At 47.5% G+C, this 14,229-nt stretch carries 7 protein-coding genes; all 7 read right to left on the reverse strand.

Annotated features, from left to right (window positions below; all coding sequences use genetic code 11):
* Positions 1-4 precede the first annotated feature (4 nt).
* The 7 genes from BWI44_RS05230 to BWI44_RS05260 all read right to left on the reverse strand — a co-directional run bounded on the left by BWI44_RS05230 (position 5) and on the right by BWI44_RS05260 (position 14,179).
* The gene (locus BWI44_RS05230) at positions 5-133 is read right to left on the reverse strand and encodes a hypothetical protein (protein ID WP_262893721.1); all 129 of its coding nucleotides are present in this window, start codon (positions 131-133) and stop codon (positions 5-7) included.
* A gap of 315 nt (positions 134-448) precedes the next feature.
* A complete protein-coding gene (locus tag BWI44_RS05235) occupies positions 449-2,851 on the reverse strand; it encodes a glycoside hydrolase family 95 protein (protein WP_229036155.1) in 2,403 nt (800 codons plus the stop codon).
* Positions 2,852-2,944: 93 nt separating this feature from the next.
* Entirely contained in the window at positions 2,945-5,542 is a 2,598-nt protein-coding gene (locus BWI44_RS05240; protein WP_229036140.1) for a glycoside hydrolase family 31 protein, read from the reverse strand.
* A gap of 74 nt (positions 5,543-5,616) precedes the next feature.
* Positions 5,617-6,966 (reverse strand): BT_3987 domain-containing protein, encoded by a 1,350-nt coding sequence (locus BWI44_RS05245; protein ID WP_286812067.1) that lies wholly within the window; start codon positions 6,964-6,966, stop codon positions 5,617-5,619.
* 31 nt (positions 6,967-6,997) lie between these two features.
* On the reverse strand, positions 6,998-8,881 hold the full coding sequence (locus BWI44_RS05250) for a glycoside hydrolase family 97 protein (RefSeq protein ID WP_195209040.1): 1,884 nt from the start codon (positions 8,879-8,881) through the stop codon (positions 6,998-7,000).
* 83 nt (positions 8,882-8,964) lie between these two features.
* On the reverse strand, positions 8,965-10,980 hold the full coding sequence (locus BWI44_RS05255; RefSeq protein ID WP_195209041.1) for a RagB/SusD family nutrient uptake outer membrane protein: 2,016 nt from the start codon (positions 10,978-10,980) through the stop codon (positions 8,965-8,967).
* Positions 10,981-11,008: 28 nt separating this feature from the next.
* The gene (locus tag BWI44_RS05260; protein ID WP_195209114.1) at positions 11,009-14,179 is read right to left on the reverse strand and encodes a SusC/RagA family TonB-linked outer membrane protein; all 3,171 of its coding nucleotides are present in this window, start codon (positions 14,177-14,179) and stop codon (positions 11,009-11,011) included.
* Positions 14,180-14,229 lie beyond the last annotated feature (50 nt).

Consider the following 14,229-nt stretch of genomic DNA (forward strand, 5'->3'; position numbering starts at 1 on the left):
CTTTTTACCTATAATCATTAACCATTAATTTAATTCTCTCTGTTTTTAGTCCTTTGGCTTTGACGGTTAGTGTCAACTCACCGGTTTCTTTTCCGCTCTTCACCACCGCCAAGGGTAGTCTATTCCTGTCCATACAAGTCACCGATGATGTAAGAATTGTCAACGACCCGTGTCTAGTTGATGAAAACATCGCGCGGATAAGATTTGTGTATCTGGTAGTTGTAGCCCACAATGTCGTGTGTGGCAGCTAATGGAACGTAAATTTTCCAGTCAGAATCTTCAGACTCCACAACCGGGCGTTTTCCAGCGGAATCTGTAGACGGGATAGTGCGGGATTCTCCAACTCCTAAAGTGGCAGATCGCTGTTGAGAAGCCTGAGTTTCACCCTCATAAAGATTCTAGGGCATCGACAATCAAAGACCCTACTCTTTATTCTGTATAAACTCTATTATATGGCTTTCAGCTTATACACTTTCCCCGGACGAGTATCCACATCATATTCATACACTGTGGGAACGTCGGCCTGCGGTTTCTCCTTCAATTCCTGAGAGTAAAGCGGTGCTTTCACTTCCGCCGGGGCAAACAAGGCATTCGGACAATCACCTGTGGCTTTGCGCAAGCCATTACCCTTCAACGGCACGTACGAACGAATACGTAGCGTACCGCCTATCGTGGAACGCACGGTGGCTTCCTTCAGCGTACCGCCCGTCCATTTCATGTCGACCTCAAATCCGCCACGTGCACGAAGCCCCGCTACGCGACCTTCTGCCCAAGCTTCCGGCAATGCAGGCAAGAGATGTACCGCAGCATCGTGGCTTTGCAGAAGCATTTCCGCAATGCCCGCCGTTGCCCCGAAATTGCCGTCGATTTGGAAAGGTGGATGGGCATCGAACATATTGGGATATGTGCGACCTTCCGGATATTTCTCAGCCTCAGCATCACTCGGTAAGAGCTGGAGCATGTTGCAAATCAGGCGGTAGGCATGGTCTCCATCGAGCATGCGCGCCCAAAAGTTGATTTTCCAGCCGATGCTCCACCCCGTTGCCTTGTCGCCGCGCTGTTCCAACGTGGTATGTGCGGCCTGGAAAAGTTCCGGTTGACGGAATGGCGAAATCTGGTTGCTGGGATACAAGCCGTAGAGGTGCGAGATATGACGGTGCTCGTCGCGCGGATCGTCCATGTCTTGCAACCATTCCTGCAATTGACCGTACCGGCCTATCTGCATGGGTGGCAAGCGGTCTATTATCTGCCGCAAAGAATCTTGGAACGTCTGCCTGTCGCCCACCACACGAGCGGCTTGCAGCGTGTTGCACAACGCATCGAACACGATTTGGTTGTCCATCGTGCATCCGCCTGTTATGGGACCGTGCTCGGGGGAAACCGACGGAGCGACGACCCACCAGTGGTATTGCGGATGCTCTATAAGAAAGTCTAGGAAAAACTGTGCCGTACCTTTCAGTACCGGATAGTAGCGTTGAAGGAACTCCTTATTGCCAGAGAACAAGTAACGCTGCCACAAGTGCTGGGCCAGCCAGGCGCCACCGGTGGGCCACGTGCCCGGAGCCGCATAATCCACCGGTCCGGCAATTCGCCACAGGTCGGTGTTATGATGGGTCACCCATCCGCGACACCCATACATATTGCGGGCCGTCGTCGCCCCTGTCCGGGACAAATCGTCGAGCATGGAAAATAAAGGCTCGTGCATCTCAGCCAGATTGGCGACCTCCGCCGGCCAGTAGTTCATCTCCGTATTGATGTTGATGGTGTATTTGCTATCCCAAGGGGCGTACACGCTGTTATTCCAGATACCTTGCAGATTGGCTGGTTGCCCGCCCGGTTGGGAAGAGGAAATTAGGAGATAACGTCCGTACTGGAACAACAGGGCGGGTAAAGACACGTCCGTCCCTCGGTTGAAATTCCTGATACGCACGTCTGTCTCGTGTCGTGAAGCTTTGTCGATCCCATCTCCCAAAGTCAACTGCACACGATCGAACAGTTCTTTGTAACGAGCTACATGACGATCCAACGCTTCCTCATAAGACACCTGCATGGCCTGTCCCAAGCAACGCTCCGCCCGGGCTGCCGCATCGCCGCTCACATCGTGATAGTTCACGAAGTTCGTGGCTGCAGCGATGTAGAGTGTGGCTTCCTGCGCCCCGGAGACCTCCAAAGCATCGACAGACTCCGCCACCGTGCCATCCGTAAGCACCTTTATTCGGCATTCGGCCCGAAGCGCACTCTGCACGCCCTCCAGGCTTATCCCTCGACAGAGGGTGGAGAGCATACTGTTCTCCACCTTTACGCTGTACTCCAACGGGGCATCGTAGCTGACCCGAAATTTCAGTTCGCCGCCCTTCCCAGCCTGCATGCGCACAATAATCACACTGTCGGCAAAGGAAGCGAAAACGGTACGGACATAATCCACCCCATTGACCTTGTAGCGTATGGTGGCCGTGGCATTGGATAAATCCAAGTCGCGATAGAAGTCCGTGGCCTGTTCATGTCCCTCGAAATCCAAGAAGAGGCTTCCTATAGGCAAGTAACTCATTCCATGCTTTCCGGAAAAGAAATTAGCATCCACCAGACTTTGTGCTTCGCGGTTCTTTCCTTCGAAAATTAATTGACGGATGACCGGAAGGACATACCGTGCGTTCGGATTATTGTTATCGTAAGGCGAGCCGGCCCAGAAAGTTTCCTCATTCAATTGGAGTTCCTCATGCCCTGTCCCACCATAGATCATGGCCCCTAAACGGGAATTGCCGACCGGAAGGGCTTCCGTCCAATTGCTGGCAGGTCGGCTGTACCAAAGCCTCAAATCGTCGGCAAATGCGGAAAGCCCTATCCAAGCCATACATATACAAAAAATTACCTTCTTTGTCATATTTCAAAGTTGTTATGATACAAATTCTTGTTTGGTTTTCTTGGCATCGATTATTTTTTTATTTCAAAACCTGATTACAATCTTTTCACCTTCATAGCTAAGTTTTTGTTCCTCTATGCCATTTTCGGAAATAAGCAATACTCGGATAGGACGTTTTTCAATCATCCCCTGGAATGAGCCTTTCCGTTCTCCGACAGTCAGTTTCTTCTTTTTATCATTCCAATCCATATGGATGTTTGAGAACTGTCCTTTTTCGTAATTGTAGTTGGTCCCTTCATCTTCATACAACATATAAGAGCCATTTGCTCCGGCAAATACTTTTATGATCCAATCCTCTTTATAGGCTTCATTCATCGTTTGAGGGGTCCCGTCAGCCAATGGCAGAATGGAACCGGCCTTGACGTACACTGGAATATGACTCTTGGATGCGGAAACGTTTCGCCAGCCTTTATCAGCTACATACTTGTCATTCCAGAAGTCGTACCATCCTCCTTTGGTCGCAGGAAAATAAACATTCCATTCCTTCGCGCCTTCTTCAACGATAGGAGCTACCAGTAAGGAGGGGCCAAACATGTATTGGTATTTTTGCAAGATGGCCGTGGTATCGTTCGCAAAGTCCATCACCAAAGGACGTAGGAATGTACCATTGTTGAAACTGATATTCGCATTTTCCGAATATAGATAAGGAGCCAGGCGATAGCGCGTAGCAAGTGTCTGACGGGCAAGAGCCGTTACTTCCGCACCATAATTCCAGAACTCGGTGTTCGATCCATAGCCATGTACACGCATCAAAGGCAAAAAGACACTTGTCTGTACCCAACGCATCATACATTCTTTGTAAGCCTGATTTGTATATTGGTCGTATGGCCGAAAGAAGCCTCCTGCATCATAAGTCCACCAAGGCAGTCCGGAAACAGACATACTCAATCCGCTTACAATCTGCCGGCGCAAGGTGTTCCAGTCAGATCCGACATCACCTGACCAAGTGGCAGTGGCATAACGTTGCATGCCGGGGAAGCCGCTGCGGGTAAGAATCATGGAACGTTTCTCCGGAGCATCCCGGCGTAAACCTTCGTAAACCGTCTTATTGACTAATATCGGGTAGGAATTCCTGAATACTTCTCCGGGTATCTTTCCATCGGCCACTTTTCGTCCCAACAAATCATCGTTCTCCGGTTCGGTTGCATCCTGCCACCAAGCGTCTATACCATGTTTTAAAAGTCCCCGACTGAAGTTTTTCCAATAAAAAGATGCTGCTTTGGGGTTGAAAAAATCCACCCATGACGTTCCAGGAATAAAATACCCTTGTTGTGCCATCGCTTTTCCTACTTCGGAAGTGGGATCTACTTTGGACCATACGGAAACCATCAATCTCATGTCCTGCTCGTGCAGTTTGTTCACCATCTCCGTGGGATTCGGATAATCCTTTTCATCAAACTTCATGGCGTTCCATCCGTAACGTCCCCAATATTGCCAATCCTGCACAATTATATCCATCGGCAGTCTATCTTTACGGAACTGGGCAGCCGTCTCCAACAATTCTTGTTGATTGTGGAAGCGTTCGCGGCAATGAATATACCCCAATGCCCAATCTGGAAACATGGGGACACGTCCCGTTAGTTGCCGATAGGAAGTAATCACATCATCGGCCCCACCGCAAAATACGGTATAGTCCACACATTCCGCAACCGGAGAGCGAAGCACGGTTTCGTTATCCACCTTCTTGAAAAACACTTTCGGTTTGTCATTCTTCTCCAGCTCTGCTACTACGTTATAGCTTCCAGCTTCTAGTTCCACAATAGTAGAAGTGGTAGGCGGCAACCACGTGTTCTCCATATCAAAGATGGTCTTGTTCCCTATGCGTAAGTGATATTTCCGAGCCATTGTCTGCCCCACATCTAACAAAATCGAATAACGCCCTTTCGCAGGTATCATCAGATCGGAAGTGAAAATATAATTCTCACGCATCTCTTTTTTACCTCCTTCCGTTGAGGTAACATCCACTTCCTTCGCCTCGCTCTCTTTCCGGAAGGGTAATAGTTCAACCACCTCCTCCGCAGGATTGAAATCGGTCAGTCCATAATTGTTCCACAATACACCATACTTTTTATTCGACACATACATAGGGATGGCTATCTGCGTATTCACCTGGGTTAGCCGACGTGTAAGTCCGCGCACGTCTAACCATCCGTCTTGAAACTGTCCCAATCCGAAAAGATGTTCATCTTCCGGTGAATAGAACTTTTGTGTTGCACAATAGGTGTCTATACCTTGAATAGAAGACGGAGTAAGTTGACGGCCGGCTTCTTGCAAAACAGGATTCCCGTCCGGAGATAAAAACGTAATCAGTCCTGTCGCCTTATCAACTTGGGCTGTAATACCTGCTAATTTCACGGATACCGCCTTTTTACCATCCTTTACAGTAAAAGCATCTTCCGTTTCATTGTTGATATAAATCCATTCCGGTATCTTCATTTCCAAAGGTTGCTTTACAAACTTCACTCTTATCGTATTGGACGACAATGGATAGAGTTGCAATTCCCCATTGGCCATTTCAAATACGATCCGGCTCTTCTCTTTCTGAAAAGAACGTACAGCCTGCGACCAGCCTTCTATCCAAAAGCAAAGTAGCGCAGAAAATAAATAAATAAATCTTTTCATGTGAATTTTTTTTTAATAAATATAGTCATTACTAATAAAAATATACCATTGTGCAACGCAGTTCTATTCTTCATTTATTCCATACCATAAACATATACTTCGGACAATGAAGCATACCCATCTCTATAGCTGGTTTCTATCCGTATCTTCAGGTAACGCCCTTTCGCTGTGTTCACACCAAAAGTCTGGGTTTCTTCGAGGGCATTCTCCATGGAGAATTGGCCAATCTCCATCCAGCTTTCTTTGTCGGAGCTGATAGAGAAGCGCCCCGTTGCTGTATCCGTATATCCATTGCAGCGCTGAGCCATCGCAATCTGGCTGACCGTATGTTCCGTCTGCATATCAATAATAATCTCAAACGGAGGATACTCCATGACTTGCCAACTGGAATGCCAAAAAGTAGACGGATTATTATCCAATATACATCCGGCAACTCCATTTCCCGCACCTTCGCCAGTTGTTTCTTCAGAAGTAGCTTCGACTGTCCAGCCTGTACGGTCCAACTGTTTACCCATGATACGATACATCAAGGGATAAACGGAACTAACGGTGTTAATTTCAAACATGGAAATGCCTGTAATCGCAATCGGAAGCATGTAGTCACCCGGTGTCAAGGCGCTCCCTACTATTTCAACTTCCAAATCAGTCGTGGTAACACCATTGGGCAAAGACATTGTTTGCGGCAGAGTATAACTTTCATCGGGTAATAAGCTGAACAGAGTGTTGTTGGAATGATTGTATTGGTCCACATACGCTTTATCTACAGCAAAAGAACACTCCAAATCCCAATAATTGTCTACATTAAGCCCGAAAGGGAGTTCTTCAGTAAATGTGGCCAGAGAATTGTATTCCATCTGTATCACTTCGACAGGTGTTTTCATCACAAAACCGACCATCGGTGCTAAGACTGCTTCCAATTCGATAAATACCTTATTCTTTTCTGCATTGACAGAGTCTGTTGCACTGGTTATTTGCAAAGGCAATACCCATACTTTGTCCGGATTATTTTCCAATACATCCTTCACTTGTTGAGTCTTGAAAAATACATTGACCAGTTTATAGCGATCGGAAGAAGTAAAATCAACCTCAGTAGTTTCCAACGAATAGCAATCTTCGCCAATTAACGAGTAATTCACTCCCTCGGGTATACTATACTCTTCATCAATTTGATTTTGCTCCATTACGCCTATAGAGACATGAGCCGTCAGACTGGGATCACTACCGGACTTAACTATGGAGAAAACATATTGTTGGTCTTCCCCTGTATTATGCAAAGTTAAAGATTGTTTACCGTTGCCTTTCACATACAATATTTTATGATACTGTTCCGGAACAATATTGTCCAAATCATATTCTAAATCACTACAAGCAGCCAATCCCATTAAGCAGCCTGCCAATAATAAATATTTCAACTTCATAATCATCTGAACTGATTTTAAATGATAATTTATCGGTTTATTTTATCACTCCTACAAAGCCACCGCGCGGCAGGCAATCCACTGTTAGGGAATCACCCGTAGGCACATCCTTTTCGATGCTGAAGCTACGGTTGTCAGCACCGTCCTTGAACAACGTCATTTGACGACCGTCGATAGAGAGCACATCCAAAGAGCTACGGAGCGTACGAGGCTCATCCGTACCGTTGATACCTGCAATGTACCAAACATCACCTTTGCGACGCGCTATAACCACCTCTACACCCGGATAGCCGGTCAACAATTTGGTATCATCCCAAGCAGTGGGCAATGTGGACAAAAGTTGCTTTACAGCTTCCGGCAATTGGTCGTAGGTAGCTGGACGGTCAGGCATGTGCTGCAAGGCAGATTCAAAAAGTATGGGCAAAGCCAGTTCGTGAGCGTGCGATGTAATGTGCGGATATTGTGAGTCGGAGAAGGTGCCAGGCGTATAGTCCATCGAACCAACGACATTGCGGGTAAAAGGCAGCGTAGCATTGTGTGCGGCAGCCTGGTCGGTCAGTGTTGCATTGTTGTTATACCACTCCGCGCCGTATACTCCTTCTACGGACATCATGTGCGGATAGGTGCGTTGCCACCCACGAGGAATGGTTGCTCCGTGGAAGTTTACCATCAGGTGATAGTCGGCCGCATCTTCCAGCAAGTCGATGCAGTAGTTCATGGTTGCCACATTGTCACCGTTGAAGAAGTCTATCTTCATGCCTGCTACACCCAGGTCGCTCAGCCACTGGTATTCCTTCCGGCGTTCTTCCTTCTTGTTCAGCCTGTATAGCGGACCGGGACCCAGCCATGCCGTGCTCGAGTTGTACCATACCAAGGACTTGACGCCACGTTCCGTTGCATACTTCACCACATCTTCCATCTTTCCGCCATTGCCCATTTCGTTCCACTCCCAATCTATCAAGTTGTAGGGCCACTTCATGCGGATGGCTAAGTCAACGTATTCCTTCAACAAACGGAAGTCTTTACTGCCATGGTTGTGGGCCCAGTAGATCCACGACACCAAGCCAGGCTTTATCCAACTCGTATCTTCCACCTTCGAAGGGTCGGACACATCCGTTACCAGCGTGCTCTCCACTACATCAGCCAGGCTGCCGAGGATGAGTACTCGCCAAGGCGACTCCCAAGTGCCTTCGCCCGTCATCTTGTCATCGGACAGACGAACCTGGTAGCAGTTACGGTTTTCACCATTATATAATAAGGAACCGCAATGCCCGAAGCGGATATTTGCCTCGGTCACCAACATGAACACAGAGTCTTGCAACTCAGCCAATGCCGGATAGCCCCACACATTTACTTCCGGATGCCCAGTCAGTGTCCCGTCTGTAGACAAAGGGAAGAAACGTTCATACCCCATGTCATACTCCTGTATCCACCGCTTGGTACCTTGGGGCAAAGTGTAAGTGGTATGTTCGCGGGTGATGCGCTCCTTATCCGTTCTCATTTGAAGACCGTATTTGAAAGCCACACCGTCGTTGTAGGCACGGAGGGTGACGTCCAAAGTTTGTCCAGCTTCGTTCTCAAAGGTGTAGACACGTTCGGAGGCCTCGTTCACGCAATGGCTGCGCTTTCCAGTCTGCATCTGGTAATCATCCACCACAGGTTTGGCCTCGGAGACCGATTTCAGTTTCAAGTTTCCCGCCAGTTCCTGCGCTTCTGTCTCCATACCCAAGCGAGATTGGACAAGCACCGGCTTTCCTTTGTAGTCTATGGAGAAAGTGGCTTCGCCATAAGCGTCCGTAGGTGTACAGGCTACTGTCACTTTCAAATCTCCGTTGGGGGAAACCACATCTTGTGTCTTCGCCTCACATGAACAAAAGGCGACCATCGTACAAAGTGCTGCTATTTGATTGAATGTTTTCATATAAATGATAATTTATCGGATTACACTGTGTCTTTAATGGGACGCAGTTATATTCCCATCTTAGTATGTACTCACTTTCCTACTTAATAACCGGGTGCTTGAACCAATTGCGAATTGCTGTACAATTCATCCAAACCATCTCGGGTCGGAACAGGAAGTAGATATAGCCTGTCGTCCCACTTGAAAGGCTGGTTGATAAGGGTCGGCACATTGAACTCTTCAAAACTTGCGTTTACAAGGAAACCGTTCAATCCGTGACGGACACCCGCCTTCAGCATCTCGGGAGCCAAGGTCCAACGACGCAAGTCATAGTAGCGGTGTCCCTCTTCAAACAGTTCGACGAAACGCTCGTTGCGTACCCAGTCCATCAAGTTCATTTCGCCTGTCAAGTCGCCTTCAGTTAGATTTTGAACTCCAGCACGCTGACGGATGACATTCAGATTGATCAATGCCTCTGTCGTATTGCCCAATGCAGCATGACACTCTGCCAAATTCAGATACAGTTCCGCCATACGGATAAAAGGAACGCGAGGTGCGGTATGCATCCTGCTCCCGTTCGCGCCATAAATTATATTCGGATCTATGAACTTTTTCGACAAATAACCAGTTCCGACACAGTTTCGCGGACTACCGGTATTGTAGCCGTTCGTATCCTTGTTCTTGAAGTTAATCCACAACGGATGACCGTCATTGATTTTGGTCGTGTACTGGCTGCCATCAAATACAATCCACGCATAAAAACGGGCTTCCCGGCGAGCATGCATTTTGATGATATCATTCTTCACGTCCTCGCTGTCTAACCGGTCCGTTGCTAATGCCGGACTCTCGGTACCTTCATAGAAACGGGTGTACCAGTGATCTTTCGGGTAGAAGTCTGGATCGTAAGCGGGAAGTTTTCCGTTCTCTGTATAAAAATGCTGTGCCGAATACAAGGTGGGTGCAATGGCTGCCCAGCCTCCGGCATAAATACCGTTACTCTGCTTCACTACCTTGTTAGGTAAACGGCTCTCTACTCCCTCACCGCCGTTATTGGAAAAGAGGGAAATGCGTTGCGCCCATATCAGTTCCTTGTTGTTATCGCCTTCGTTGGCAGTCACCATATACTGGAACATGCGTACTCGCTCTTTAAACAGCAGGTTTTCCGGCGTATCTTCTTCCTTGCCCGGAACAAAAGGCAGAGGCACGTCGTCGCGTTCCGCCTTTCTGTTGGCGGTCTCAATGTCGAACAACCGATAGCCCGCCTCTTCCGCAGCCGCCAACGCTTCTTGGCATGCCGTCAAGGCACGTGTCCACTTACTCCCATCATACGTGTGGTTGACCAATTCATTACCATATTCCGGCGTTTCATAATTCTCGTTTTTCCAATTAGAATAAGGGAAAGACCCGTTCCACAAGGGAGAAGCGGCACAGAGCAACACACGCGCCTTTAAAGCTTTGGCGATGGTGGAAGTGGCGCGCCCCAATTCATTGTTGGGACGTGTGGCTGGCAACACCGCTGCCGCCCGGTCTAGTTTATCGACAATCCAGTCTACACAATAGTCGAAATGCGAGCGTCCGGGAATATCCGAAGCGGTAATATTGGGGTCTACTCTGGCCGGGATAATCGGACAAGGACCGAAAGCCTGTAACACCCGGAAATGATAGTAAGCCTCCAGGAAATAGCATTCCGCCTTGTATTCCTCCTTGTCTTCCTGCGTTACGCCTGTCGGCTGAAGATCGTCTATCAAGCTCAAGAAATAATGTATATAGCCGATGTGGTTGTAACTGGGGATCCAGATGTTGTAGTCATCGCTACCCCATACGGCCGAATAGGAAGGCGAAAGAGTTCCCCAAGCCATTTGCTGGGGATAGGTCGAAAACAACGGAGGCTGGGCTGTTTCATCAGCAGAGACCTCAAAAGAATAATAAGGAATAGGATTGGAATATGTAATCCCATAATAGCAACTATACAAGAAGCCCAAGGTGGCATTCTCATCTTTCATGGTGTCCTCAAAGTCCGGTTGTGCCGGCGGAATGACATTCAAATAATCACAGGACGCCAAACAGCAAGCTGCTAGGACCACCTGCACCATCTTATTGATTCTATCTTTTATTTTCATAGTCTATATAGTATTAAAATAGTATTTATCAGAAAGTAAATTGTACGCCTAAGTTGAACGTGCGTTGCAAAGGATAGGAATTCCAAGATAGTTCCGGATCCCACAACTTGAACGGACTGAATACCGCTAAGTTGTCTCCATTTAAGTAGATGCGGCAATAGGGCAACGTATATCCGATTTCCAACGTTTTAAAACGGATGAAATTACCGTTTCGCATCCAGAACGAACTGGTATGGAAATTATTAGACATCTCCGAATTGTTTATACCTAATCGGGGGAAGCCGGCGTTCGGATTCGGATTGTCCACCGACCAATAGTCATCCGCAATCCATTGCATCAAGTTTCGTTCGACGGTTTCTCCACCGTTTCCGTCGCCACCGCTCGACAAAAACGGCATAATGCCAGAATTGATGGTGATTTTTCGTTTGGCCGAGCCGTTGAAGAACACGCCGAAGTCGAACTTCTTATAGATGACGTTCAATCCGATGCCATACTGGATGCGCGGGATGTAATTATAAGGAGACAACATGACTTGGTCCTCTGTAGTAATCATTCCGTCACCATTGATGTCCCGATATTTAATGTCGCCCGGCATGATGTTGGCACCTAACTGCGACTGATCCGCCCAGTTTTGGACTTCCTCCTCGCTGGTGAACAAGCCCTCGGCCACATAACCTGTAATTGTATTGAGCGGCTTATGAGTCTTGGTCTGCCATACATACGGATAATTCGGTTCGTCCACATACAAGTATTTGTTTTGGTTGTAGGTGAAGTTACCGCGCAAGTCAATCCTCCAGTCTTTACCAAACTGCTTTGCCCAATTTACACTAAATTCTACACCTTGATTCTTTACTTTACCGATGTTACTCCAAGGTACAGACCCCCAATAACCCAGCATGTAAGGCCATGAAGCGCGCGCCATCAAAATACGGTCGCGAATGTCATGGAAGTAGTCAAACGTAATATTCACTTGGTTGAACAAAGACAAGTCCAAACCCACATTAAACTTCTTGACACGTTCCCATCCCGCATCTTGAATGGACAAAATTCTAAACGACGGACCTGTCCGGGTAATTTCATTGGTTGGAAGACCGGTCCAATAGCCATAGCCACTCCCCATTACAATATCATTCTGATACAAGAAGTGCGGGGCACTTCCATTGAAAGAGTCGCTACCTACCAATCCGTAGGACATTCTTAGTTTAAGATGGTTGATGTAGTCCGACAAAGGTTCCCAAAAGTTTTCGGAACTGGCTACCCAACCAATGGAGGCCGCTGGGAAGAACTCAAAGCGGCTGCCTTCTGCCAGACGTTCGGAACCATTGTAACCGAAGTTGAACTCAAACAGGTAACGGTTGTCGTAATCGTAGGTCAGACGACCTGAATAGCCTTGGTTGCGATTGGGCAAAGCGTCATGGCGGTATTCACGCATCATGTACATTAGCATGGCTGTCAGGTTGTGGCTACCGAAACTTCGCTTCCAGTCCAGACGGGCATCGAAATAGAACGTCTGGTCGGAATCGCGTGTTGCACCGGATTGTGTCAAGTATTCATTACCTGTCCGCAACAACTGCAGTTCATACGTATCAGTTTCCGGATTGTATGAACCTTCCTTTGCCCCATATAAATAGGAAGTAATGGAACGGTTATAATAGGAGTTCGACCAGTTCTTGAAATTCACCAACGCCTTCAAGCTCAGCCCTTCGGTGATAAACTTCAAATCCTGGGTCAACGAGATGGAAGCGTTCAGTGTATTGTAGTTCGTTTCCTTGAAAGAACTCATCATGTATTCATACGGGTTCTGTCCAAACATACCCGGCTTTATCTCCGTAGTACCGAAACGTATGAACTCTTCTCCTTCTTCCTGGGCAGGAAAATAGGCAGGGAAGGCGACTGGATTGGCATACATCACGCTTTGATACAGAGCAGCGGTGGAGTAGTTAGGCCCTTGCAGATTGCCTATCTGCGCCATCATGCGCATGTCTACGGTTGTGGTGTTGGTCAGTTTGTAGGAAATGTTGTTCTGGAAGTTGTAGTTCCAGTTGTTGATGTTGTTGTTATAGTAGTACTTGGGAGCGTCCAGTAAACCGGCATCGTGGTTGGCCTGTAGGCTCATGTAGTAAGTCACGCGCGAGCCGCCGCCCGACACGTTGATATTGGCACGCTGATTGAAGTTCCCTTTCTTGAATATGAGGTCGTACCAATCCACGTTGGGGTACATATACGGATTGACCCCTTGCTCGGTGCGCAGTATTTGCTCTTCCGTATAGCGGGGCGACAGGATGGGAGTGGAACTGCGGGCCTGCTGGGCTTCGTTATAAATACGCATGAAAGTGGGACCGTCCACAAACTCCGTTACGTTTATTGGTCGAAAATATGATACTTCCAAGGAGGCGTTAACCGTAGCTTTCGAGTTTTCCAGACCGGTTTTCGTGGTAACGAGCATCACGCCATTTGCTCCCCGGTTACCATAAATAGCTGTAGCGGAAGCGTCTTTCAACAGCGAGAAACTGGCTATGGACTCGGCTGGAATACGGTCCAAGTCGGATACAGATATCTCTACTCCGTCCAACAAAATCAGTGGAGTGGACACACCGCCAAACGTGTTGATGCCACGGATGTAGAATTGTGAGGACGAACCCGGTTCACCGCTGCTTGTCATGGATACCACACCGGCCAGTTTTCCGGCAAACGAACTTGTAAGCGAAGAAGAAGGAATCTTCAGAGTGGCACCTTTTACCGTGGCTATAGAACCGGTCACAGATACTTTCTTTTGTGTTCCCTGACCTACGATGACCACTTCTTCCAGCATTTCATTATCCGATTCAAGACGTACGGTTATCATACCCAAATCTCCCACTGTGATTTCCTGCGTCTTATATCCCACATAAGAAAAAATCAACTCCATATTACTGGTTACATTGAGCTGGAAATTACCGTCTATGTCCGTAATAGTCCCACCATCTTGCCCTTTAACCTTCACACTTACACCAATCAAGGTTTCTCCATTCGAAGCATCCACCACAGTTCCTAAAAGAATTCGCTTGCGGGGAGGGTCGCTTTGAGTTGTCAGCTCCGATAACGAATCCCTTAAATTAGCGGAAGCGTCAAATGGATAACAAACACTACAGATTAAGCCCATAGAGTAAAATAAACCAACGGTGAATCGTCGTCTGGCTTTAATCAATACAGAATTCATCATATTATTAAATTTAAAAGTTAATATATAGATTATAAAAGCATATAATT

It is taken from the genome of Bacteroides sp. Phil13, from assembly GCF_001940965.1.
In the GTDB taxonomy this organism is placed as follows: domain Bacteria; phylum Bacteroidota; class Bacteroidia; order Bacteroidales; family Bacteroidaceae; genus Bacteroides; species Bacteroides intestinalis.